The sequence below is a fragment of the Terrirubrum flagellatum genome (assembly GCF_022059845.1).
Lineage (GTDB): Bacteria > Pseudomonadota > Alphaproteobacteria > Rhizobiales > Beijerinckiaceae > Terrirubrum > Terrirubrum flagellatum.
The window spans coordinates 3585048-3607801 of record NZ_CP091851.1 but is presented as its reverse complement, the minus strand read 5'-3'; the positions used below and the strand labels follow the sequence as shown (position 1 = coordinate 3607801).

Here is a 22754-nt window from a genome sequence, read left to right as displayed (position 1 = left end):
GGATCAGCTCCCTTCGCCGGATTGATTGTTGATCGCCAGTCTGAAGCGTGGCGGCTGGCTGCCGTCAATGTCGGTGAAGCCGTAGCGCGCGGCGAGATCTGCGACATAAAGCGTCTCACCGGCGTAGCCTGCGATCTCGTGATCGCAGGCGAGCGCGGCGATCGCGCGGCCGGCGTAGAGCGGGCTCTCCGCCGCCTGATCGCCAAGACCCGCCTCCATCACGCGCTCGGTGCGGGCAAGGCCCGGCGCCAGCGCCAGCGCCGTGACGCCGAATGGCTTCAGATCCTCCGCCATGCCGAAGGCGAGCCTCGCTGCGGCGCTCTTCGAGAGATCGTAGAAGATATCGCCGAAATAGGCGCCGTCATCGGCCGCAGTGATCAGCACGATGAGGCCCTTCTTCGCCGCGACCATCGCCGGCGCGACGGCCCGCGCAGTCAGAAGCTGCGCCTGCACCGCGCCTTCGAGCATGGAGCCGAGCAGCGCCGTCGGCCTGCGCCAGAATGGCGTTCCCCATGACGATCCGTCGGGAAAACGCCCGTCGCGTAGGCCTTCATTGCCGCTCCAGACGCAGCCGACGAGAAGATCGATGCGGCCGAAGCGGCGCAGCGCCCACGCCGCGAGCTGATCGACTTCGCGCTCGCTCGTGTGATCGCAGACATAGTGAAAGCCGCGGCCGCCGGCTTCATCCACGAGCCGCGCCGTATCCTCGATGGTTTCCGGTCGGCTGTCGGTGCGTCGAGAGACTTCGCTCGATCGCGCAGTGACGATCACGGTCGCGCCGGCATCGCCCAGCGCCTGCGCGACGCCGCGACCTATTCCGCGCGACGCGCCGGCGACGAGACAGATGCGGCCGGCGAGCGCTTTCTCCACCTGTTTCAGCCCGCGAGCGCGACGGCGGCGTCGGCGATGAAACCGCCGCCCTCGACCACATCGGTCTCGAGGCCGTTGACGACAGGCAACAGATTCTGCGCGAAGAATCTCGCCGTCGCGATGCGGCCCTGGCCGGCGGCGTCACCGGATGACGACAACAGCGCCTCGCGCGCAAGCCCCGTGGCGCCGAGCGTCAGGCCGAACATGCGCTGATAGGGCGCGGCGCCAGCGAGCGCATCGCCTGCATCGCCGCCGAGCTTTGAAAGCAGATGCTGCGTCGCGCGTTCGAGCGCGCCGGCCGCCTCCTTCAGGCGTTCGCCCATGCGGCCGAACTCCGGCGCGTTGCGCCGAGTCACATCTTCCGCCGTTCGCTTGATCTCCGCGATGACAGCTTTCACCGCGTCGCCGCCGGAGAGCGGCAATTTGCGCGTCACGAGATCGATCGCCTGAATGCCGTTGGTGCCTTCATAGATCGGCGCGATGCGCGCGTCGCGATAATGCTGCGCCGCGCCGGTTTCTTCGACGAAGCCCATGCCGCCATGGGTCTGCACGCCAAGCGACGCCATCTCGACGCCAATATCGGTCGACCAGCCCTTGGCGATCGGCGTCAACAGCGCGGCGCGCTCAGCCGCCTTCCTGCGTTCATCCGCGTCCGTCGCGAGATGCGCGCGATCGAGCGCCGCCGCGGTCATGAAGCAGATGGCGCGCGCGGCGCGGGTCGAGGCGCGCATGGTGAGCAGCATGCGCTGCACGTCGGGGTGTTCGATGATCGGGCTCGCGCCGCTGTTGGCTGCAGTTGGCGCGCGGCCCTGTTTGCGCTCATGCGCGAAGGCCAGCGCCTGCTGCGTCGCGCGCTCGGCGATGGCGACGCCCTGCAATCCCACGGAAAGCCGCGCATTGTTCATCATTGTGAACATGCAGGCGAGGCCGCGATTTTCCTCGCCGATGAGGAATCCCGTGGCGCCGCCCTTGTCGCCGAAGATCATCGTGCAGGTGGGCGAGCCATGGATGCCAAGCTTATGCTCGATCGCCGACGCCCTGAGATCATTGGCGACGGTGAAATTGCCCTGCGCGTCGGGCAGGAATTTCGGCGCAAGGAAAAGCGAGATGCCTTTCACGCCCGGCGGCGCGTCAGGCAATCGCGCGAGCACGAGATGGCAGATATTCTCCGTCATGTCGTGATCGCCATAGGTGATGAAGATTTTCTGGCCGGTGATGCGATAGCTTCCATCGTCCGCGCGTTCGGCGCGCGAGCGCAGCAGCGCGAGATCGGAGCCCGCCTGCGGCTCCGTCAGATTCATCGTGCCGGTCCATTCGCCCGAGATGAGCTTGGCGAGATAGGCGTTCCTCAATTTGTCGGAGCCGTGCGCCGCAAGCGCCTCGATGGCGCCCGCCGTAAGCAAGGGCGCAAGCCCGAACGCCATGTTGGCGGATTGCCACATTTCCGCGACGGCGCAGCCGAGCAGGATCGGCAGGCCCTGGCCGCCATATTCGACGGGGCCGGTCAGCGCATTCCAGCCGGCCTCGGTCCAGGCCTTGTAAGCCTCTTTCCAGCCGGGCGCGGTGACGACGCCGCCATCGACATATTTGGCGCCCACCTGATCGCCGACCCGATTGAGAGGCGCCAGCACCTCGTCCGCCATTTTCGCGGCTTCTTCGAGGATGGCGTCGACATCGCTGGCTGCGAGATCGCCATAGAGACCGGATGCAATGGCTTGATCGAGGCCGCCGGCGGCGCGCAGCGCAAGCGCGATGTCGGCGACGGGCGCGCGATAGCTCATGCGATCCTCCCTCGTTGAGCGAGCGCTCTTGACCGGGCGCCGCGCGGCCGCCACAGGACGGCGCTTCCTCCAGGCGGTTGTTGGCCCGGGCGCCCGGCGGCGTCAACGGCCCGCGCCGCGACTTCGACCGGATGAATTCCGCTGCTGCTTCTCCCCGCGTGACGCGCCGGCTTCGGCCCGATCAGACCGCCGAAGCGGCGGCGATCCTCAGCGCCGGCGGAACGCTCGCCTTCCCGACCGAGACCGTTTACGGCCTTGGCGCCGACGCGACGTCGGGCGAGGCGGTCGCCGGCGTCTATGCCGCGAAGAACCGGCCGCGCTTCAATCCGCTCATCTCCCATCTTCCCGACGCGGGCGCCGCCTTCGCCCATGGCGTTTTCAACGCCGATGCGAGGCGCCTCGCTGACGCGTTCTGGCCGGGGCCGCTGACGCTCGTTGTTCCCTTCGCTGAAAGCTCCGCCATCAGCGATCTCGCGCGCGCTGGTCTCCCTTCCGTCGCGCTGCGCGTGCCGCGTCACGCCATAGCGCGCGAATTATTGCGCGCCGCCAGCCGCCCGATCGTCGCGCCATCCGCCAATCGCTCCGGCCATGTCTCGCCGACGACGGCCGCGCATGTGCTCGCCGATCTCGACGGCGCGATCGACGCCGTGCTCGATGGCGGCGCGACCGAGGTCGGCGTCGAATCCACCATCATCGCCTGCCTCGGCGATCCGCCGCAGTTGCTGCGCGCCGGCGGCGTCCCGCGCGATCAGATCGAAAAGCTGCTTGGCCGCCCGCTTGGCGTCAGCGAAGGCGCGATCATCGCGCCCGGCATGCTCGCTTCGCATTACGCGCCGGCGGCGGCGTTGAGACTCGATGCGGTCGAGATCAAACCAGGCGAGGCGGCGCTGCTGTTCGGCCCTCACGCGCCTGCGGGCGTCGAACGCGCGAAGCTTGCGATCAATCTCAGCCCGAAAGGCGATCTCGCCGAGGCCGCGTCGCGCCTGTTCGCAGCCTTGCGCGAATGCGACGCCGCCGGCGTCGCCGCGATCGCCGTCGCGCCAATCCCGGATCATGGGCTTGGCGAAGCGATCCGCGATCGTCTCATCCGCGCAGCGGCGCCGCGATCCTGAGCAACGCGCGGAAAAGTGGGAACCGGTTTTCCGCAAAAGCGTTGCGACAAACCAAAATGAGCAACTCGCGGACGGCGCCCTTCTATCCCTGCATCATCTTCGCTAGCTTTAAGCCTCCGATCCTTGCAGGAGCGCACGCGAGTTGACCGATTTCGCCTGGGATGACTTTCGCCTCGTCCGCGCCATCGCCCAAGCGCGCTCGCTCGCCGGCGCGGCGACGGCGCTGGGCGTCAATCCCTCGACCGTGTTCCGGCGTCTTGGCGAGGTCGAGGAGCGCATCGGCGCGAAACTGTTCGAGCGCCATCGCAGCGGCTATGCGCTGACGCCGGCCGGCGAGGAGATGGCCGGCCTCGCCGACCGTTTCGACGAGGATGTCGCCGCCTTCCGCGTCAAGCTTGCGGGCCGCGACATCAAACCCTCGGGCGATCTGCGCGTCACCATGAGCGAGTCGCTGCTCGCCTATCTCGTGACGCCGGTGCTGGCGGCGTTCCGCAAATCCTGCATCGACATCAGGCTCGATGTCGTCGTCACCAACCAGTCGCTCAATCTTTCCAAGCGCGACGCCGACGTCGCCATTCGCGCCACCGACCAGCCGCCGGAAAATCTTGTCGGCCGCCGCATCGCGCAGATGGGCTGGGCGATCTATGCGCCGCGTCCCGTCGATGGCGCAGCCCCGCCGACGCTCGAAGACGCGATCGCGCAATCGACATGGGTCGCGCTTGGCGACGGCTTCGAGCGCGTCAGCGCCTACAAATATGTGCGCGACAATGTCGCCGCCGATCGCATCGCCTATCGCGTCAATTCAGTTCTTGGTTTGACCGAAGCGGTCGAGAGCGGCGCGGGCGTCGGCCCCTTGCCCTGCTTCATCGCCGACGCGCGGCCGGGCGTGGTGCGCATCACGCCGGTGCAGCCCGAATTCACTGCGGGCCTGTGGCTGCTCACACATCCCGATCTGCGCCATTCCCCGCGCGTGCGCGTCTTCATGGATTTCGCGGCGGAAGCCTTGGGGAAATTGAAACCGTTGATTGAAGGGCAGCGGCCGATGATTTTGTGAGGCGATTGCCGCTGATCATTCTTTACGGCGACTTGCCGATCACCTTTAGAAGAGGGATCGATTGCCTGATGTTCGACGCCAGCGATCGCGTTGAGCTTGAGCGCTGGCAGAAGGATAAGCCGCGCGAAGTTGCATTTGAAGCCTCTGCTCCGTTGATGGCCATCCGGATTGCCAATAAGCCGTTGTTGGTTAGCTAGGAGGGTGACTAGGCGATGGCGTCCTCAAGCAGCGACGCGCTGCTGATCACGGTGCAATATTCGCCGCTCAAGTTGGCGAGTGACATCGACTGAACCTCGTCGGCGGTGCGCAAACGCCCTGCAAAATCGCGTCGTGCGAAGGTGAAGCAGCAATCTTCGACAAGATAAGTGTCGAAGCCAAGGTTGCCCGCCATGCGAACGGTCGCCTCCACTGAGTTGTTGGTAGCGACCCCGACGATGACAAGCGTCCTCACGCCGGCCTCGCGCAGCCTGGCCTCCAGATCCGTGCCGATGAATGCGCTGTTGGTCCTCTTTGGTACGACGGCCTCACCAGCAAGCGGCTGGACCTCGTCCTTGAACGCGTTGCCGCTCTGGCCGGGGCGGTAAGCCGAAGCAACGTACGTGGAATCATGCCGGATGTGGACGATCGGTCGCCGCCTCTGACGCCAGAGGGTCAGGAGGTCGGCAATTCGGGCCTCGGCCTGCGGGTTATTCCTCGGGCCATCCGCAGCATGATAGAGCGCGTCGATCGCTCTTTGCACATCGACCACGATCAGGACGGCGTCCTCAAATTTAGTCATCGCGTCTGCCTTTCACCCATCACTCGCCCGACCAGCGATCATGACTCGCGCGTCGTGCAGCCCTCTTCCTATCTCGATGGCAAGACGCCGGCCCACCCGAATCTATTCCCGGCGGCGCTATCGGCGCGCTGCGTTTGAAGAGGCTGATATGGAAGCGGTGATCGCGACAGGCGCGGATTCGTTTTGCGCTGGCATGGCGGTTCCATATATCCAATATAGCGAGCGTTCAGGCAGCGACGCGGGCGATATTCGAGAGCTTCGCCGGACTTATTTCACCCACTCCCCGGCGTGCTTTTCACCCACATATTTCCGCGCTCATGGGTCATGTTGAACGTGAACGCGGTGATGCGCCATGCGCCTGCGATGCGTTTCAGCTCATAGCGATAATCGCCCCAGACTTCCCAGAGGGGATCGCCGTTCCCTTCCATGCGGTTCCAGGCGTAGCCGTTCGAGGTGATGACGGCGCTGTCGCCATCGATGTCGACGATATGGTTGCCGCGCACATGCAGGCTGGTCTTTTTAGGGCCGAGATTGGCGCGCCAACCGCCGATGAGATCGTCTGAGGGAATCGTCGCCGCGGGCCCTGCGCCAAGCGAGCTGAAATCGACGCGCACCTGGTCGGCGAAATAGCTGCGGGCTTTCGTCCAGTTCTTGCCGTCGACGGCTTTGTCGAGCGCGTTGGCGATGCGGATGATCGCGAGTTCATCGGCGATGCGGGCGAGATCAGGCGTCTGCGCAGCGACCGGAGCTGCGGCGAGGACCAGCATGGCGGCCAGGGCGGCGAGAGTGGGCGTCAAATGCGCGATCATCGTCTGTCTCCTTGGTCGCAGATATGGCCTATGAATATGTTCCTATTATGGCGGGCGGTTTCTGAAATTTGGAGGCTCAAATTCACTCCAGCGTCATCGCCGGCCTTGAGCCGGCGATCCAGACTCAAGGACTCGATCGCGCCAGCAAAGCTGGATCGCCGGCTCAAGGCCGGCGATGACAACGGGAAGGGGTGTGCCAGCGCGAACGAATGGGGCCGCAAGCAAACGAGGCGCAAACAAAAAGGGCGCGGTTTCCCGCGCCCTTTCGTTTCGGTGAGGCTGAGAGCCGGACTTAGAAGTCCATGCCGCCCATGCCGCCGCCGCCCGGCATCGCCGGCATCGGGGCGTCCTTCTTCGGCGCATCGGCGACCATCGCTTCCGTCGTGATCAGGAGCGAGGCGACCGAAGCGGCGTCCTGCAGCGCAGTGCGCACGACCTTGGCCGGGTCAACGATGCCGGCGGTGAGCATGTCGACATACTCTTCCGTCTGCGCGTTGAAGCCGAAGGTGGCCGACTTGTTCTCGAGGATCTTGCCGACGACGATCGAGCCTTCGACGCCCGAATTCTCGACGATCTGACGGATCGGCGCTTCGAGAGCCTTGGCGACGATGTGGATGCCGGCGGTCACGTCGGGATTGTCCGACTTGAGCTTGGCGACCGCGGCCTTGGCGCGCAGCAGGGCGACGCCGCCGCCGGGGACGATGCCTTCTTCCACCGCAGCGCGGGTGGCGTTCAGCGCGTCATCCACGCGGTCCTTCTTCTCCTTCACCTCGACTTCGGTCGAGCCGCCGACGCGGATCACCGCGACGCCACCCGCGAGCTTGGCCAGGCGCTCCTGGAGCTTCTCGCGATCGTAGTCCGAGGTGGTCTCCTCGATCTGCGCCTTGATCTGGCCGACGCGGCCTTCGATGTCCTTCTTCTTGCCGGAGCCATCGATGATCGTGGTGTTCTCCTTCTCGATGCGCACCTTCTTGGCGCGGCCGAGCATGGCGAGCGTCACGCTCTCGAGCTTGATGCCGAGATCTTCCGCGATCATCTGACCGCCGGTCAGGATCGCGATGTCTTCCAGCATCGCCTTGCGACGATCGCCGAAGCCAGGCGCCTTCACGGCCGCGATCTTCAGGCCGCCGCGCAGCTTGTTGACGACGAGGGTGGCGAGGGCTTCGCCTTCGACGTCTTCCGCGACGATCACGAGCGGCTTGCCGGTCTGAACGACAGCTTCGAGGATCGGCAGCATCGGCTGCAGCGAGGTCAGCTTCTTCTCGTGGATGAGGATGTAGGGGTCCTCAAGCTCGGCGACCATCTTGTCGGCGTTGGTGATGAAGTACGGCGAGAGATAGCCGCGGTCGAACTGCATGCCTTCGACGATATCGACTTCGGTGTCGGAGGTCTTGGCCTCTTCAACCGTGATGACGCCCTCGTTGCCGACCTTCTGCATCGCGTTCGCGATTTCCTTGCCGATGAACTCGTCGCCATTGGCCGAGATCGTGCCCACCTGGGCGACTTCCTCAGACGACTTCACCTTCTTGGAGCGCGCCTTGATGTCCTCGACGGCGGCCTTCACGGCGAGATCAATGCCGCGCTTCAGGTCCATCGGGTTCATGCCGGCCGCAACCGACTTCGCGCCTTCGCGCACGATCGCCTGGGCGAGAACCGTGGCGGTCGTCGTGCCGTCGCCGGCGACGTCGTTGGTCTTCGAGGCCACTTCGCGCACCATCTGGGCGCCCATGTTCTCGAACTTGTCGGCGAGCTCGATCTCCTTGGCGACGGTGACGCCGTCCTTGGTGATGCGGGGAGCGCCGAACGACTTCTCGATCACGACATTGCGGCCCTTCGGACCGAGCGTGACCTTCACGGCGTTGGCGAGGATGTCCACGCCGCGCAGCATCTTGTCGCGCGCTTCAGTGGAAAAACGTACTTCTTTAGCAGCCATTTGCCTGGGCTCCTGAAAGGTGAGGGGAGAAGGTTGCGCGGACGCGCAGCCTTACGCGGCCTTCTTCGCGGCGGGGGTGTTCACGAGAACGCCCATGACGTCGGATTCCTTCATGATGAGGAGCTCCTGGCCGTCGATCTTCACTTCGGTGCCGGACCACTTGCCGAACAGAACCCGGTCGCCGACCTTGAGGTCGATCGGGATCAGCTTGCCGGCTTCGTCGCGGCCGCCCGGGCCGACGGCGATCACTTCGCCCTCCTGGGGCTTTTCCTTGGCGGTGTCCGGGATGATGATGCCACCCTTGGTCTTCTCTTCGCCATCGAGGCGCTTGACGACCACGCGGTCGTGCAGGGGACGGAATTTCATGGAGTGTTCCTCTGTCGCGTCCATGTGAGCCGGCCGGGCCGGCGGGGCTGGTAGCACTCATAAAGAGCGAGTGCTAACGGCTGGCGACGAAATAGGAGGGGGCTTCCGGGGAGTCAAGGGAAAGCCGCCCTGATGAGCAAGCCGCGGCCGCGGGATTGGTGAATCACGCCGGCGTGGCGGTTCGATGACGGGGCGGGCGTTTCTCCCGCGTCCGTCTCATTGTCCCCTTGGGCGTGGCGCTGATCCCAGCGCCTTTTCGAGATTGGCGTTCACCCTCCCCTTGAGGGGGAGGGTCGCATGGCGGCGCGCGGAGCGCGGCGACGGGCGGGGTGGGGTGCGTGAGTGTGGTTTGAAATTCACCCCACCCCGATCCTCGCTAGCGCTCCGATCGACCCTCCCCCTCAAGGGGAGGGTGGGCGCGCGAAATCCCAGCGCGATACGGAGCGCGTCTTCGCTCGCGCCTGAGCGCGGCTCCATTTTTCTTCCGTTTTGATCCCCTCTTCGCTTCCCTGCCCTTGAGGGCGTCCGGGGCTCGCCTGCTTCGGGCGAGGCGGCGCTAGGCTGAAACCCGCGGCCTCCATCGCCGCAGCGCCTGCACGTCGGTGAGGGTCGAGATCGCCATGATCTCGTGCGAGCGGCTGTCGCGATCGACGACACGCAGCATTCGATACTCTTCGAACTGACCTCGCACCGCCGCTGAATGCGCTCCGCCTGCGCGAACCGTCTGCCGATGATGACCGTCATCGTTGAAGAGCGTCAGCCATTCATTGTCGAGCGATCCGCCGACGCAGAGATATCGTTTCAGACTCACATCCAGCTCCGGTGAAGGAATTCCCTATCATTTCGCAGTCGCGATGACATCATGCTGATCGTTCGCGTCGGCTTGTTCCGCGCCGCGCGCGAATTTGCCAGAGCCGCGAATTGAGCGTATCAATTATTATCGACTTGGCCGGATGATTGGGCCAGCGCGCTCTCGATATGAGAATCGCCCGCTGAGCCGCCTCCCAATATCGACGAACAGGGTGCGCATCGCGGCGCTTGGCGCCGAACGATGACGCATGCGCGAAAGGCGTCTTCATGCAAAGTGGCACGGTCAAGTTCTTCAACGGCGACAGAGGTTTTGGCTTCATTCAGCCAGATGAGGGCGGCAAGGATGTGTTTGTTCACATCGCCGCTCTCGAACGCGCGGGAATACGCGGTCTGGTGGAGGGCCAGAAAGTGCAGTTCGATCTGCAGGAGGATCGTCGCAGTGGAAAAATGTCAGTCGGGCAGATCTCGCTGGCGCCTGCGACCTGAAGCACGGCGGCAATGAAGCCGGCCGGAGGCGGATATGCGCAAATATCGCGCGAGGCGCGGCGTGAGCGCATGCGCTCCAGACTCGCGAGGGCTGAGCAACAGCGGATCGACGGGGAAAATGCGCGCGCCGAATATGAAGCGCTCAACGACGCGCAGAACGCCAACATGGCGCGGCTGCGCGAGTTGCGGCTTGCAAAAGAGCGGGAGGCCGCGACGGCGACGCCCGGGCCTGTGAAGGCGCCGAAGCCGAAACGGGGAAGCAATCCGGCCCGGCGGAAGATCTCCTCCGGAGGCGCGTCATGACGGACAAGCCCATCGACCTCGATCGTCGACGCGACGTCGCCAACCAGAAGGCGACCGACATCAGACGCATGCTTGCCGCGGTCCGGGCGGACGAGAAGGCGCTGCGCGCGAGGCAGGATGATCTTGAGGCTCATCTCGCGGCGGCGCCGGCGGCGAACTGGTCTGAGGCGGCGGAGAAAGCGGCCTATCTCCTGGCGCTGTTCGCAGCGACGCCGGGCGGAATCGATCCGCGCCGGCAGAAGCTCATCGAGGCGGTCCTCGCGGATTTCAGCCGGCTGTCGGCTGAATCCCCGGATTGATAGAGCCTGGGGGCGGCCGCTTTCGCTTCCCCACGCAAAAAGGCCATAGTCGCGCGACCCTGATTCTGGCGTCCGCCTTGCCTGCGAACGCCGAACCCGAGGAGCCGCCGTGGCTGTGAATCGAACTCGTCCGTCCCGCCGCGCTGTTATCGCCGGCGGCCTCAGCCTGGCTGCCGCGCCGGCGCTCGATGCGTTCGGGGGATGGGGGAGGGCGCTGGCCGAGGGCGAGACCGAGAGCCACGGCCTCTCGCTCTTCGGCGATCTCGCCCTGCCGGCGGATTTCAAGCATTTCCGTTACGTGAATCCCGACGCGCCGAAGGCGGGCACGCTGCGCATCCAGATCAAGCAAACATCCGGCAACCAGAACTTCGACACCTTCAACACGCTGAACCATCTCGTGCTGAAGGGCGACGGCGCCGCCGGCATGGACGCGATCTACGATACGCTGATGTCTGGCACATCAGACGAGCCGAGCACGCAATATGGGCTCGTCGCGCGCGCTGTGCGCGTGTCGGCCGACAAGCTCACCTATCGTTTCCTGCTGCGGCCCGAGGCGCGCTTCCATGATGGCTCGAAACTGACGGCGAAGGATGTCGCTTTTTCGCTCAACACGCTCAAAGCGAAGGGCCATCCCAGCTATCGCGTGATGCTGAAGGAAGTCGCCTCCGCCGAAGCCGAGAGCGACGAGGTCGCCCTGATCAAGCTCACGCCGAATCGCAGCCGCGAATTGCATCTGATCGTCGCGGGCCTGCCGATCTTTTCCGAGGCCTGGTGGAAGAATCGCGACTTCGAGGCGGCGACGCTCGATCCGCCGTTGGGCTCCGGCGCCTACAAGGTCGGCAAATTCGAGCAGGGACGTTTCATCGAGTTCGAGCGCGTTCCCGATTATTGGGGCAAGGATCTGCCCGTGAATGTCGGCCAGAACAATTTCGCCCGTATCCGCTACGAATATTTCCGCGACCGGCAGGTGGCGTTCGAAGCGTTCAAATCAGGCGTGATGAATTACAATCAGGAATTCACATCGCGCTTCTGGCACACGCTCTATGATTTTCCCGCCATCAAGGAAGGCCGTGTGAAGACAGAGGAGCTGGAGACGGGGTTGCCGGCGACGGCGCAGGGCTGGTGGTTCAACCAGCGGCGCGGGCCATTCAAGGATATTCGCATCCGAAAAGCGCTGGCGCTCTGCTTCGATTTTGAATGGACGAACAAGAACATCATGTTCTCGTCCTTCCGGCGCACCACCTCTTTCTTCGACAATTCCGACTACAAGGCGACGGGCAAGCCTTCGCCGGAGGAGCTGAAGCTGCTAGAACCCTTCCGCGACAAGCTGCCGCCGGAGACGTTCGACGAGGTCTGGGTTCCCCCCGTCAGCGACGGCTCGGGCTCGGACCGCAATCTCCTGCGGCAGGCCGATCAGCTCCTGCGCGACGCTGGCTGCAAGCGCGAAGGCAATGCGCTTTTGTTGCCGAACGGCAAGCCGTTCAAGATCGAGTTCCTCGATTTCCAGGCGTCGTTGCAGCCGCATACGCAGCCTTATCAGGCGAACCTCAAAAGGCTCGGCATCGACGCGACATCACGCATCATCGACGCCGCGCAGTATGAGTCGCGCATGAAGGATTTCGATTTCGACATGGCGAGCCGCAACATGTCGAACAGCCTGATCCCGAGCGACACGCTGCGCATCATCTATGGTTCTGAATCAGGCAAGCATTCCGGCGGCCGCAACATGGGCGGCATCGATAGCCCCGCCGTTGACGCGCTGATCGACATCATAGGCCGCGCCCAATCGATCGGCGAAATCACCACGGCGACGCGCGCTCTCGACCGCGTGCTGCGCTCCGGGCAATATTGGGTGCCCATGTGGTATCTCGGCAAGGAGTGGGTCGCTTATTGGGACGCCTTCTCGCGGCCGGCGACCAAGCCGAAATATGGCTCCGGCGCGCCCAGCCTCTGGTGGTGGGACGAGGCGAAGGCGAAGAAGAGCGGGACGCAGGGGTGATCGACTTGAAATTTTCGAACGCGCTCCTTCTCCCCGCGACAGCGGGGAGAAGGTGGCCGCGAAGCGGCCGGATGAGGGGCTTTTTGCAGTCCCCCTCACCCGCATTCGCTGGCGCGAATGCCTCCCTCTGCCCGCAGGCGGGGAGAGGGAAAGCGCTTATCTCGCGCAGCGGCGCCAAGATATAATCGCGCTCCATTATGCTCGCCTATATCGCGCGCCGCCTTCTCCTGATGATCCCGACCTTGCTCGGCATCATGTTCATCTCCTTCGTCATCGTGCAGTTCGCGCCGGGCGGACCTGTCGAACGCATCATCGCGCAACTGCAAGGCAACGATTCCACCAGCTCCGCCGTCGGCGGCGGCGCGGGCGGCGATTTCGGCGCGCAGGCGGCGGCTCAAGGGGCGGCGCAGAACTCCAGCTATCGCGGCGCGCAGGGCCTCGACCCCGCCTTGATCAAGGAGCTTGAGAAGCAGTTCGGCTTCGACAAGCCCGCGCCCGAGCGCTTTCTGAAAATGCTGTGGGACTACGCGCGCTTCGATTTCGGCAAGAGCTTCTTTCGCGACGTTTCGGTGCTCGACCTGATCCGCGAGAAATTGCCGGTCTCGATCTCTCTCGGCCTCTGGATGACGCTTCTATCGTATGCCATCTCGATTCCGCTCGGCGTGCGCAAGGCCATGCGCGACGGTTCGCCGTTTGACGTGTGGACCTCGGCTGTCGTTATCGTCGGCTACGCCATTCCCGGCTTTCTCTTCGCGATCCTGCTGATCGTGCTCTTCGCCGGCGGCTCCTTCTGGCAGATCTTTCCGCTGCGCGGCCTTTATTCCGACAACTGGAGCCAGCTCTCGTTTACCGGAAAGGTCATCGACTATCTCTGGCACATCGCGCTGCCGGTGACGGCGATGGCGCTCTCGGCGTTCGCGACCTCGACGCTGCTGACCAAGAACTCCTTCCTCGATGAAATCCGCAAGCAGTACGTGCTGACCGCGCGCATGAAAGGCCTGACCGAACGCCGCGTGCTCTACGGACACGTCTTCCGCAATGCGATGCTGATCGTGATCGCGGGATTTCCCGGCGCCTTCATCCACGCTTTCTTCGCGGGATCGCTGCTCATCGAGACGATCTTCTCTCTCGATGGCATCGGGCTCCTCTCCTACGAATCCGTGCTCAATCGCGATTACGCCGTGGTCTTCGCAAATCTCTATATTTTCTCGCTGCTCAGCCTCTTCGTTCATCTGATCTCGGATCTGACCTACACCTGGATCGATCCGCGCATCGATTTCGAGACGCGGGAAGCATGATGGCCGACGCAGCCGTGATGCGCGTCGCGCCGCCTCCGGTCCGCCGGGGGCTGCTCAGCCTCTCGCCGATCAATCAGCGCCGGCTCGCGAATTTCCGCGCCAACAAGCGCGGCGCCTGGTCGTTCTGGATATTCATGGCGCTGTTCATTCTGACGCTGTTCGCGAATTTCATCGCCAACGACCGGCCGCTGATCGTGAAATACAAGGGCGAATGGTTGAGCCCGATCCTCGTCGATTATCCCGAGGAGAAATTCGGCGGCTTTCTCGCGCAAACCGATTATCGCGATCCTGTCATCATGAGCGAGATCGCCGCCAACGGTTTCGCCATCTGGCCGCCGATCCGCTTCTCCTACAGGACCGTCAATCTTGATGTGCCGAAGCCCGCGCCATCGCCGCCCACCTGGCGGTTGACGACGGAGGAATGCCGGGCCTCCGCCACAAAGCTCGTCGTCAACAAGGGCCGCGATCCCGCGACGCTCGGCTGCGGCGACATCGAATGGAACTGGCTCGGCACCGATGATCAGGGCCGCGATGTGCTCGCGCGTTTGATCTACGGCTTCCGCCTCTCCGTACTGTTCGGCCTTGTTCTCGCGGCGGCGTCATCGGTGATCGGAGTCGCCGCCGGCGCGGTGCAGGGCTTCTTCGGCGGTTGGGTCGATCTCATCTTCCAGCGCGTCATCGAGATCTGGACATCGGTGCCGTCGCTCTATGTGCTGATCATTCTGTCCGCTGTGATCGCGCCGGGCTTTTTCGTCCTGCTCGGCATTCTCCTGCTGTTCTCCTGGGTGTCGCTCGTCGGCGTCGTGCGCGCCGAATTCCTGCGCGCCCGCAATTTCGAATATGTCCGCGCCGCCCGCGCACTCGGCCTTTCGAACGGGACGATCATCGTCAAGCATCTGCTGCCGAACGCGATGGTGGCGACGCTGACCTTCATGCCCTTCATCCTCAATGGCTCGATCACGACGCTGACCTCGCTCGATTTCCTCGGTCTTGGCTTGCCGCCGGGATCGCCGTCGCTCGGCGAGATGTTGCAGCAGGGCAAATCGAACCTGCAGGCGCCCTGGCTCGCCTTGACCGCCTTCGTCTCCATCTCCTTCATGCTGTCGCTGCTGATCTTCATCGGCGAAGCCGTGCGCGACGCCTTCGATCCGCGGAAGACATTCGCGTGAATTCAAAAGACTGTTGGGAGGATATCGATGTTCTACGGAGAACCCGAAGGCACGGGCTATGAGCATCTCGATCCGCGCTTCAAGGCCTGCATCGTCGGCCATGCGCGCGTCGAAAGGTTGTGGACCGGCGCGCGCTGGAGCGAGGGGCCGGCCTGGTTCGCCGCCGGGCGCTATCTCGTCTGGTCCGACATCCCGAACAACCGCATGCTGCGCTATGACGAGTGCGACGGCTCGGTCTCGGTCTTTCGCCATCCCTCCAACAATTCCAACGGCAATACGGTCGATCGGCAGGGGAGGCTCGTCACCTGCGAGCATCTTGCGCGGCGCGTGACGCGCACGGAATATGACGGCTCGGTGACGGTGCTCGCCGACAACTTCAAAGGCAAGCGATTCAACTCGCCGAACGACGTCGTGGTGAAGTCGGACGGGTCGGTCTGGTTCACCGATCCCGATTACGGCATCCGCATGGATTATGAAGGCGGGATCGCCGAGAGCGAGATCGGCCATTGCTATGTCTATCGCATCGATCCCTCATCCGGCGCGGTCGAGATGGTCGCGGATGATTTCGAGCGGCCGAACGGGCTGGCCTTCTCGCCCGATGAGAAATTCCTTTACATCGCCGACACGGGCGTTTCGCATCGGCCGGACGGGCCAAAGCATATCCGCAAGCTCGCTGTGTCCTCGAACGGCAAGAAACTCGGCAAGGGCTCACTGTTCGCCGACTGCACGGCGGGGCTGTTCGATGGCTTCCGTTTCGATCGCGACGGTCGCATCTGGACGAGCGCCGGCGACGGCGTGCATTGCTACGATCCCGATGGAACGCTGATCGGCAAGATCAAAATCCCCGAGATCGTGGCGAATGTGACGTTCGGCGGCGCGAAAAAGAACCGCCTCTTCATCTGCGGCACGACGTCGATTTACTCGATCTTCCTCGCCATCAATGGCGTCACGCCGGGGTGAGATAAGCCGAGGCGTGCTGCTTAAGAAATTTGTCATTCCGGGGCGCGCCGGAGGCGCGAGCCCGGAACCCAGGCAATCTCGACGCGACGCGATGGGTCCCGGGCTCTTCGCTTCGCGAAGCCCCGGGATGACGAACTGGATAAGATGGTGGTGAAGCGGACTAGACTCCGCCCGCCTTCAGCACCGGCGAGGTCTGCGCTGCGACCCAGCGCCACGCGTCGCCGGTTTTTTTGAAGACGCAGAGCGAGCGGTAATGGCCCTGCGAGATCGCGCCATGCGCGTCGATCTCATCATTGATCATCACGGACACGATGACGACGTCGCCAAGCTCGATCGCCTCGATGTTGCGGATGTCCTGCCTGACGAAGCGGATCGCGCCGGACCGGCAATAGACCGAGAGATATTCGTCCTTGCCGAACTTGTTGCCGAGCGCGTTCACATAGATGAAGGCGGGGTCGATGATGGTTTCGAGCGTTGCGGCGTCGCGGCCGACCAAGGCGGCGGCCTTGCGCTCAAGCAGGGACGTGATTTCGTCGACCGCGCTCATCTGAACCTCCCCCAGGGCGGCGGATCAGCCGTCATGCGCTGAAAGAAACGCCTCGCATCGGGCGAGGCACGCCGCCTGCTCTTCAACGTGCGGCATGTGGCTCGAATTGGCAAATTCGGCGTATTCCACGCGCGGGATGCGCTGGCGGAACGGCGCCACGCATTCCGGCGTCGCCTCGTCATAGGCGCCGCGGATGACGAGCGTCGGCGCCTCGATCTGGTGAAGCCGGTCGATCACGCTCCAGTCCTTCATCGTGCCGACGACATGGAATTCTGTTGGCCCGTTCATGGTGTGATAGACGGTCGGATCATCCTCGATCGCGGCGAAGGTGCGCGCCACCTCCTCTGGCCAAGGATTGATACGGCAGACATGGCGATCGTAGAAGACGCGCGTCGCCGCGACATAATCGGGATGCGTGATTGTTCCCGCGGCTTCGTGACGTTCGAGCGTCGCGCGCACGTCTGAAGGCAAGCCCTCGCGCAGCTTCGCCGCGCCCGCGATCCAGAGCGGCATGGCGGCGAGCGAATTCGCGAGGATCAGCGCCTTCAGACCTTTTGGCCGCAGCACCGCATGCTCCGAACCCAGCATGCCGCCCCAGGACTGGCCGAGCAGCGCATAGCGCGATGCGATGCCGAGATGGTCGAGAAGATTGTCGAGCTCGCCGAGAAAAAACTGCACCGTCCAGAAATCAGCGCCCTTGTCGCGCAGATGCGTCGAGCGGCCATTGCCGATCTGGTCGTAATGGATGACGGCGCGCCCGTTCGCCGCGAGATGCTTGAAGGAGTCGACATAGTCATGCGTGCAACCCGGCCCGCCATGCGCGATGACGAGCGGCAGTTTCGGCGAGGCGAGATCGCCGGTGACGCGAAACCAGGTTTGATAGGCGCCGAACGGCGCGAAGCCTTCGCGGATATTGACGTTTGTCACTTGCAGTCCTTTCGCGCTCGCATTTCGTCACTGTCATTCCGGGACGCGCGAAGCGCGGGCCCGGAATCCAGAGAGAAATTGAAAATGAACATGGGTCCCGGGCTCGTCGCTCCGCGACGCCCCGGGATGACGAACTGAATAGGCATCCGAGATTACCGCTTTTTCGTCGCAACGAAGATCGCGCCGGGAACAGGTTTGCTGTTCTCCATGCGCGTCGACGTCGGCTCGTTGCGCACTATTGAGAATCCGCTCTCGCGCAAGGATTTCTCGACATAGGCCGGGTGGTGCGAGAAGCGCCGCTCAGACCCGAGAACATGATCTGCTGCATCAGTCGACTGGATGCTGAACGCGATGAGCCCTCGCGGCTTGAGCGCGCGCGCGGCCGCGGCGAGCACGGGGGCGAGATCGCCGGCATAGACGAACACATCGGCGGCGGTGATCAGATCATAATGCTGCGATTCGCTGGCGGCGAGAAAGGCGAGCATCTCGGCCTCGGCCAGCCTGTCGTAGCAGCCGCGCTTCTTCGCCATGCGCAGCATGCGCGGCGAGAGATCGACGCCTTCGAGCGTCTTCGCCATCTCGCCCAGCGCCTCGCCGAGCAGGCCCGTGCCGCAGCCGAGATCGAGCGCGCGCTGAAAGGGCGGACGCACTCCCTCGATGGCGCAGGCGCGCGTGAGCGTCGCAACGATCAACTCCGGTCCGCGATAGCCGAGATGCCTGGTGAGGTGGTGGTCGAAACGCTCGGCGTACTGGTCGAACAGGTTGCGCACATAGCCTGCGCTCATGGAGGAGGGCGCCTCTGCGCTCGCGCCGAGCGCCGCGAGTGCGACGCCCGCGCCCTGTTCGTCCGCGGGATCGAGCGCGCGGCAGCGCTCATAGGCTTTGCGCGCGCCGTCAGCGTCCTTCAGCGCCAGCCGCGCCTCACCGAGCGCGAACCAGGCCGGCGGCCAACCGGGCGCGAGCTCCAGCGTCTGCTGCAGCAGGTCGGCGGCGGCGGCGTGATCGCCATCCGCGGATGCGGATTGCGCATATTCGTAGCGGCGATCCGCGATGAGATCGCCGGAAGACTGGAACATCCGACTCATGCGCCAATTTCGATTGTCCGCATGGCCGTTTTGTAGATGCTGTTTTCATGCGCGCAAGCGATCTGCTCACGCCGACGCCGCAAGGGCTCTATTGCCCGCTGGCGGACGTCTTTATCGATCCCGTGCGGCCGGTGGCGCGGGCGCTGATCACCCATGGCCATTCCGATCATGCGCGCTCAGGCCACGGCGCCGTGCTGGCGACGGAAGAGACGCTGGGCGTCATGGCTGTGCGCTATGGCCCTGATTTCGCCGGCGCGACCGAGGTCGCGCGGTTGCACGAGCCGATCGCGATCAATGGCGTGACCTTCATGTTCGCGCCGGCCGGCCATGTCCTGGGCTCGGCGCAGATCGCCGTCGAAAAGGACGGCATGCGCATCGTGGTGTCAGGCGATTACAAGCGCGCCCGCGATCCCACCTGCGAAGCGTTCGAGCCCATACCGTGCGACGTCTTCATCACCGAGGCGACGTTTGGATTGCCGGTGTTCCGCCATCCCGCGCTGGAGGGCGAGATCGCGAAGCTCCTGTCGTCGGTCGAGCTGTTTCCGGATCGCACGCACATCATCGGCGCCTATGCGCTGGGCAAGGCGCAGCGCATGGCGGCGCTCTTGCGCGCGGCGGGTTATGAGAGGCCGATCTTCATTCACGGCGCGCTTGAGAAGCTGATGGAGTTCTACCAGCGCCATGGCGTCGATCTCGGCGAGATCAGGTTGGCCTCGGTGAAGGACAAGAAGGATCTGCGCGGCGAGATCGTGCTGTGTCCGCCGAGCGCCATTCAGGATCTCTGGTCGCGCCGCTTCGCTGATCCCGTGACGGCGTTTGCATCAGGCTGGATGCGGGTCCGCGCGCGGGCGCGCCAGCGCGGCGTCGAACTCCCGCTCGTTGTTTCAGATCATGTCGACTGGGATGATCTCTGCGCCACCATCAAGGAGGTCGGCGCCGGCGAAATCTGGGTCACGCACGGCCAGGAGGAGGCGATCGTCCACTGGTGCGGAACGCAGGGGATTGCTGCGCGGCCCCTGCGTCTCGTCGGTTACGGCGATGAAGGCGAGGCCGAGCCTGATGCGGCGCCGACAGAGGCGGGCGCGTCGTGAAGACATTCGCCGACCTGCTCGATCGCCTGGCTTACGAACCCAGGCGCAACGCGAAGCTCGCCTTGCTGAAGGATTATTTCGCGCATGCGCCTGATCCCGATCGCGGCTATGCGCTGGCCGCGATGACGGGGTCGCTCAGCTTCGCCAACGCCAAGCCAGGATTGATCCGCCAGCTCGTGCTGGAGCGCGTCGATCCCGTTCTTTTCAGCCTCTCCTACGACTATGTCGGCGATCTCTCGGAGACGGTTGCCTTGCTCTGGCGCCGCGACGCCAGCGCGACCGACACGCCGACGCTCGCCGCCGCCGTCGAGTCTTTCGCCAACGCCTCGAAGTCGGATGCGCCGGCGCTGATCGCGCGCTGGCTCGACGCGCTCGACGAGAACGGGCGATGGGCGCTGCTCAAGCTCATTACCGGCGCGCTGCGCATCGGCGTGTCGGCGCGGCTGGCGAAGACCGCGCTTGCGGAATTGGGCGGCGTTTCGGCTGACGATGTCGAGCATGTCTGGCATGCGTTGCAGCCGCCTTATCTCGATCTCTTCGCCTGGATTGAGAAGCGTGGTCCGCGGCCCGAGTCGCGCGATCCCGCGCCGTTCCGCCCGCCGATGCTGGCGCATGCGATCGAAGACAGTGATTTCGAGAGGCTCGATCCCGCAGAATTTCGCGCCGAATGGAAATGGGACGGCATCCGCATGCAGGTCGCTGGCGGTCACGGAACGGGAGGGCGCAAGGTGACGCGTCTCTATTCGCGCACGGGCGATGAGGTCTCGCGCGCCTTTCCCGATCTCATGGACGCGCTTCACGATCTCGATGGCGCGATCGATGGCGAACTCATCATCATGCGCGACGGGCGCGTGCAGAGCTTCAATATTCTCCAGCAGCGCCTTAACCGGAAGACGGTCACGGCGAAGATGCTGACGGACTATCCCGCCCATATCCGCGCCTACGATCTTCTCGCGGATGGCGCGGAAGATCTGCGCGAGAAGCCGTTTCTCGAACGGCGCGCGCGGCTCGAAGCCTTCGTCGCCCAACTCAATTCGCCGCGTCTTGATCTCTCGCCGCTCATTCCGTTCGCGACATGGGATGAGCTTGCGAAGGCGCGCGCCAATCCGGAGCCCGCGGGCGCCGGCGAGGACGCTGCCGCCGTCGAAGGCTGCATGATCAAGAAGGCCGACAGCCTTTACATGCCAGGCCGGCCGAAAGGCCTGTGGTGGAAATGGAAGCGCGATCCCTATGTGGTCGATGCGGTGCTGATGTATGCGCAGCGCGGTCACGGCAAGCGCTCGTCCTACTATTCCGATTACACCTTCGGCGTCTGGCGGTCGGGCGAGGATGGCGATCAGTTGACGCCGGTCGGCAAGGCCTATTTCGGCTTCACCGATGAGGAGCTGATCGAGATCGATCGCTTCGTGCGCCGCGAGACCATCAATCGCTTTGGTCCCGTGCGCGAGGTGACGCATGAGCCGGACAAGGGCCTCGTCTTCGAGGTGGCGTTCGAGGGCATCCAGCGTTCGTCGCGGCACAAGTCGGGCGTCGCCATGCGCTTTCCCCGCATCGCGCGCATCCGCTGGGACAAGCCGCCGCGCGAGGCCGATCGCCTGGAGACGCTGGAGCGCCTGATCGAAGCCGCTGAACGCGCCGCCTGACCCTGCGTTCGTGATCACGTCGGAAGCGCGCCGCGTTGCCGGAGCGGCGGCCGATGGGCTACGCTCGCGCAAAGGGTTGAGGGGCGGAAACTCGTGACGGCTTCGTTGACGCGCATCATCATCGCGGATGACCACCCGCTTGTGCGCGGCGCGCTGCGACAGGCGGTGGAGACGCGCTTCAAGCCGGCCGAGGTTGTCGAGGTCGGCGTGTTCGAGGAGGCGGTCGCGGCGATCGACCGTCTTCAGGAGATCGATCTGCTCCTGCTCGATCTCGCCATGCCCGGCGTCGAGGGCTTTTCGGGCCTCATGTATCTGCGCGCGCAGCATCCGAGCGTGCCCGTGGTGATCGTGTCGGCGAACGATGATCCCGGCGTCATCAGGCGCGCGCTCGGCTTTGGCGCGTCCGGCTTCATCCCGAAGACGGTGGCGATGGATACGATGACCGAAGCGCTTGGCGTCGTACTGAATGGCGGCGTCTGGACGCCGCCCGATGTTGATCTCTTGCAGCCGGTCGATCAGGAGACCGGCGAACTCGTGAAGAAGCTCGCGACGCTGACGCCGCAGCAGGTGCGCGTGCTGATGATGCTGTCGCAGGGGCTGCTCAACAAGCAGATCGCCTTCGAGCTCAGCGTGTCGGAGGCGACCGTGAAGGCGCATGTTTCCGCAATCCTGCAGAAGCTCGGCGTCGACTCGCGCACGCAGGCGGTGATCGCTGCGGCGAAGATCGCGGCGGCGGGAACGACGGGATAGAAGGCGATCGGACTGTTGGAGTTGTTGACAACTATATGGTGTTGTTATAGAGTCCAACAGTGAAGGCTGAACTGCTCCTTCGTGAACGCTACCTTCTTTCGGAGAATGCGTTCGTAGAGGCGCGGATATGGCGACTGCCCGCTCCTGTTCGAGGATCGTCGCACTCTTTCAAATATTCGTTCGCCTATATCGTCGATGGCGCTTGCGTGCTGCGTTATGACAATGAGGCCGGCAAAGGCGATCATCGGCACGTTGGCGTGCGTGAAGAACGTTATCAATTCACGGGAGTTGAACAACTCGCCGCAGATTTCTGGAGCGATGTTCGCGACTGGAGGCGTTGATGAATAAAGTCACTCTTTCGGTCGCTTCTCAAACTGAAGTCACCGCGCGCATGATGAAAGCGTTCCGTGGTGAAAAGCAGGGCGCGCATATTTCCTTCGCCTCGCCAGAACTGCTCTGGAAGGTGCTTACCGCCAAGCGCTGGGAGCTCCTGAAAGTGATGACGGGACAGGGTGAGATGTCGATCCGCGAAGCGGCGCGGCGTGTGGGCCGCGACGTCAAGGCGGTGCATGGCGACGTGCAGGCGTTACTGACGGCGGGCGTTCTGGACCGGACGAAGAACGGCCTGATCCAGTTTCCCTACGACGCTGTGCGCGTCGACTTCACGCTCGCCGCCGCCTGAGC

Annotated in this window: 25 protein-coding genes; 15 read left to right on the top strand and 10 right to left on the bottom strand. The window is 64.1% G+C overall.

The window, feature by feature from the left end; all coding sequences use genetic code 11:
- Positions 1–3: 3 nt before the first annotated feature.
- Together L8F45_RS17350 and L8F45_RS17345 are read right to left on the bottom strand one after the other, a co-directional pair.
- Entirely contained in the window at positions 4–870 is an 867-nt protein-coding gene (locus tag L8F45_RS17350) for an SDR family NAD(P)-dependent oxidoreductase (protein WP_342359125.1), read from the bottom strand.
- 5 nt (positions 871–875) lie between these two features.
- Complete coding sequence (locus tag L8F45_RS17345; RefSeq protein ID WP_342359124.1) at positions 876–2651, bottom strand: acyl-CoA dehydrogenase family protein; 1776 nt, start codon at positions 2649–2651, stop codon at positions 876–878.
- 131 nt (positions 2652–2782) lie between these two features.
- Here L8F45_RS17345 and L8F45_RS17340 point away from each other — a divergent pair, with 131 nt between their 5' ends.
- From L8F45_RS17340 to L8F45_RS17330, 3 genes are all read left to right on the top strand, one after another.
- The gene (locus tag L8F45_RS17340) at positions 2783–3763 is read left to right on the top strand and encodes an L-threonylcarbamoyladenylate synthase (RefSeq protein WP_342363479.1); all 981 of its coding nucleotides are present in this window, start codon (positions 2783–2785) and stop codon (positions 3761–3763) included.
- 142 nt (positions 3764–3905) lie between these two features.
- Positions 3906–4817 carry a LysR family transcriptional regulator gene (locus L8F45_RS17335; protein ID WP_342359123.1) on the top strand — a complete coding sequence of 304 codons (912 nt, stop codon included), beginning with the start codon at positions 3906–3908 and terminating at the stop codon, positions 4815–4817.
- A 5-nt stretch (positions 4818–4822) separates the two neighbouring features.
- Entirely contained in the window at positions 4823–5014 is a 192-nt protein-coding gene (locus tag L8F45_RS17330) for a hypothetical protein (protein ID WP_342359122.1), read from the top strand.
- Between the two features lie 8 nt (positions 5015–5022).
- Here the strand turns inward: L8F45_RS17330 and L8F45_RS17325 are convergent, their stop codons facing one another.
- The 5 genes from L8F45_RS17325 to L8F45_RS17305 all read right to left on the bottom strand — a co-directional run bounded on the left by L8F45_RS17325 (position 5023) and on the right by L8F45_RS17305 (position 9514).
- Positions 5023–5595: a cysteine hydrolase family protein gene (locus L8F45_RS17325; RefSeq protein ID WP_342359121.1), complete on the bottom strand. Its 573-nt coding sequence runs from the start codon at positions 5593–5595 to the stop codon at positions 5023–5025.
- 272 nt (positions 5596–5867) lie between these two features.
- A complete protein-coding gene (locus L8F45_RS17320) occupies positions 5868–6404 on the bottom strand; it encodes a nuclear transport factor 2 family protein (protein ID WP_342359120.1) in 537 nt (178 codons plus the stop codon).
- 292 nt (positions 6405–6696) lie between these two features.
- Positions 6697–8337, bottom strand: coding sequence for a chaperonin GroEL (gene groL / locus L8F45_RS17315; protein ID WP_342359119.1), 1641 nt, complete (start codon positions 8335–8337; stop codon positions 6697–6699).
- 51 nt (positions 8338–8388) lie between these two features.
- Complete coding sequence (locus L8F45_RS17310) at positions 8389–8703, bottom strand: co-chaperone GroES (protein WP_342363478.1); 315 nt, start codon at positions 8701–8703, stop codon at positions 8389–8391.
- Between the two features lie 556 nt (positions 8704–9259).
- Entirely contained in the window at positions 9260–9514 is a 255-nt protein-coding gene (locus L8F45_RS17305) for a hypothetical protein (protein WP_342359118.1), read from the bottom strand.
- A gap of 266 nt (positions 9515–9780) precedes the next feature.
- Here L8F45_RS17305 and L8F45_RS17300 point away from each other — a divergent pair, with 266 nt between their 5' ends.
- From L8F45_RS17300 to L8F45_RS17270, 7 genes are all read left to right on the top strand, one after another.
- On the top strand, positions 9781–9999 hold the full coding sequence (locus L8F45_RS17300) for a cold-shock protein (protein WP_342363477.1): 219 nt from the start codon (positions 9781–9783) through the stop codon (positions 9997–9999).
- A gap of 69 nt (positions 10000–10068) precedes the next feature.
- Positions 10069–10302, top strand: coding sequence for a transcriptional regulator (locus L8F45_RS17295; RefSeq protein ID WP_342359117.1), 234 nt, complete (start codon positions 10069–10071; stop codon positions 10300–10302).
- On the top strand, positions 10299–10601 hold the full coding sequence (locus L8F45_RS17290; RefSeq protein WP_342359116.1) for a hypothetical protein: 303 nt from the start codon (positions 10299–10301) through the stop codon (positions 10599–10601). Before L8F45_RS17295 ends, L8F45_RS17290 begins: the two co-directional genes overlap by 4 nt.
- Before the next feature lie 115 nt (positions 10602–10716).
- Positions 10717–12600: an extracellular solute-binding protein gene (locus tag L8F45_RS17285; RefSeq protein WP_425330029.1), complete on the top strand. Its 1884-nt coding sequence runs from the start codon at positions 10717–10719 to the stop codon at positions 12598–12600.
- Between the two features lie 197 nt (positions 12601–12797).
- Entirely contained in the window at positions 12798–13898 is a 1101-nt protein-coding gene (locus L8F45_RS17280; protein ID WP_342359114.1) for a microcin C ABC transporter permease YejB, read from the top strand.
- Positions 13895–15067: an ABC transporter permease gene (locus L8F45_RS17275; protein WP_425329935.1), complete on the top strand. Its 1173-nt coding sequence runs from the start codon at positions 13895–13897 to the stop codon at positions 15065–15067. The genes L8F45_RS17280 and L8F45_RS17275 overlap by 4 nt, the downstream gene beginning before the upstream one ends.
- Before the next feature lie 27 nt (positions 15068–15094).
- Positions 15095–16027, top strand: a complete 933-nt coding sequence (locus tag L8F45_RS17270) for an SMP-30/gluconolactonase/LRE family protein (RefSeq protein WP_342359113.1) — start codon at positions 15095–15097, stop codon at positions 16025–16027.
- 160 nt (positions 16028–16187) lie between these two features.
- Here L8F45_RS17270 and L8F45_RS17265 read toward each other — a convergent pair whose 3' ends face one another.
- The 3 genes from L8F45_RS17265 to L8F45_RS17255 all read right to left on the bottom strand — a co-directional run bounded on the left by L8F45_RS17265 (position 16188) and on the right by L8F45_RS17255 (position 18586).
- A complete protein-coding gene (locus tag L8F45_RS17265) occupies positions 16188–16574 on the bottom strand; it encodes a nuclear transport factor 2 family protein (RefSeq protein ID WP_342359112.1) in 387 nt (128 codons plus the stop codon).
- 24 nt (positions 16575–16598) lie between these two features.
- Positions 16599–17501 carry a proline iminopeptidase-family hydrolase gene (locus tag L8F45_RS17260; protein ID WP_342359111.1) on the bottom strand — a complete coding sequence of 301 codons (903 nt, stop codon included), beginning with the start codon at positions 17499–17501 and terminating at the stop codon, positions 16599–16601.
- 152 nt (positions 17502–17653) lie between these two features.
- Entirely contained in the window at positions 17654–18586 is a 933-nt protein-coding gene (locus L8F45_RS17255) for a methyltransferase (RefSeq protein ID WP_342359110.1), read from the bottom strand.
- Positions 18587–18633: 47 nt separating this feature from the next.
- Here L8F45_RS17255 and L8F45_RS17250 point away from each other — a divergent pair, with 47 nt between their 5' ends.
- The 5 genes from L8F45_RS17250 to L8F45_RS17230 all read left to right on the top strand — a co-directional run bounded on the left by L8F45_RS17250 (position 18634) and on the right by L8F45_RS17230 (position 22752).
- A complete protein-coding gene (locus tag L8F45_RS17250) occupies positions 18634–19677 on the top strand; it encodes a ligase-associated DNA damage response exonuclease (RefSeq protein ID WP_342359109.1) in 1044 nt (347 codons plus the stop codon).
- Positions 19674–21320, top strand: coding sequence for a cisplatin damage response ATP-dependent DNA ligase (locus L8F45_RS17245; protein WP_342359108.1), 1647 nt, complete (start codon positions 19674–19676; stop codon positions 21318–21320). Before L8F45_RS17250 ends, L8F45_RS17245 begins: the two co-directional genes overlap by 4 nt.
- Positions 21321–21413: 93 nt before the next feature.
- Positions 21414–22070, top strand: coding sequence for a response regulator (locus L8F45_RS17240; RefSeq protein WP_342359107.1), 657 nt, complete (start codon positions 21414–21416; stop codon positions 22068–22070).
- A 59-nt stretch (positions 22071–22129) separates the two neighbouring features.
- Entirely contained in the window at positions 22130–22411 is a 282-nt protein-coding gene (locus tag L8F45_RS17235) for a toxin-antitoxin system TumE family protein (RefSeq protein WP_342359106.1), read from the top strand.
- Entirely contained in the window at positions 22411–22752 is a 342-nt protein-coding gene (locus L8F45_RS17230) for an HVO_A0114 family putative DNA-binding protein (protein ID WP_342359105.1), read from the top strand. The genes L8F45_RS17235 and L8F45_RS17230 overlap by 1 nt, the downstream gene beginning before the upstream one ends.
- The last annotated feature ends 2 nt before the right edge of the window (positions 22753–22754 follow it).

Bases quoted from the DNA above. Each gene is read 5' to 3' on its own strand.
- L8F45_RS17345 (WP_342359124.1), bottom strand. From the start codon at position 2,651: ATGAGCTATCGCGCGCCCGTCGCCGACATCGCGCTTGCGCTGCGCGCC.
- L8F45_RS17340 (WP_342363479.1), top strand. From the start codon at position 2,783: ATGAATTCCGCTGCTGCTTCTCCCCGCGTGACGCGCCGGCTTCGGCCC.
- L8F45_RS17325 (WP_342359121.1), bottom strand. From the start codon at position 5,595: ATGACTAAATTTGAGGACGCCGTCCTGATCGTGGTCGATGTGCAAAGA.
- L8F45_RS17320 (WP_342359120.1), bottom strand. From the start codon at position 6,404: ATGATCGCGCATTTGACGCCCACTCTCGCCGCCCTGGCCGCCATGCTG.
- groL (WP_342359119.1), bottom strand. From the start codon at position 8,337: ATGGCTGCTAAAGAAGTACGTTTTTCCACTGAAGCGCGCGACAAGATG.
- L8F45_RS17310 (WP_342363478.1), bottom strand. From the start codon at position 8,703: ATGAAATTCCGTCCCCTGCACGACCGCGTGGTCGTCAAGCGCCTCGAT.
- L8F45_RS17300 (WP_342363477.1), top strand. From the start codon at position 9,781: ATGCAAAGTGGCACGGTCAAGTTCTTCAACGGCGACAGAGGTTTTGGC.
- L8F45_RS17295 (WP_342359117.1), top strand. From the start codon at position 10,069: ATGCGCTCCAGACTCGCGAGGGCTGAGCAACAGCGGATCGACGGGGAA.
- L8F45_RS17290 (WP_342359116.1), top strand. From the start codon at position 10,299: ATGACGGACAAGCCCATCGACCTCGATCGTCGACGCGACGTCGCCAAC.
- L8F45_RS17280 (WP_342359114.1), top strand. From the start codon at position 12,798: ATGCTCGCCTATATCGCGCGCCGCCTTCTCCTGATGATCCCGACCTTG.
- L8F45_RS17275 (WP_425329935.1), top strand. From the start codon at position 13,895: ATGATGGCCGACGCAGCCGTGATGCGCGTCGCGCCGCCTCCGGTCCGC.
- L8F45_RS17270 (WP_342359113.1), top strand. From the start codon at position 15,095: ATGTTCTACGGAGAACCCGAAGGCACGGGCTATGAGCATCTCGATCCG.
- L8F45_RS17265 (WP_342359112.1), bottom strand. From the start codon at position 16,574: ATGAGCGCGGTCGACGAAATCACGTCCCTGCTTGAGCGCAAGGCCGCC.
- L8F45_RS17255 (WP_342359110.1), bottom strand. From the start codon at position 18,586: ATGAGTCGGATGTTCCAGTCTTCCGGCGATCTCATCGCGGATCGCCGC.
- L8F45_RS17250 (WP_342359109.1), top strand. From the start codon at position 18,634: ATGCGCGCAAGCGATCTGCTCACGCCGACGCCGCAAGGGCTCTATTGC.
- L8F45_RS17230 (WP_342359105.1), top strand. From the start codon at position 22,411: ATGAATAAAGTCACTCTTTCGGTCGCTTCTCAAACTGAAGTCACCGCG.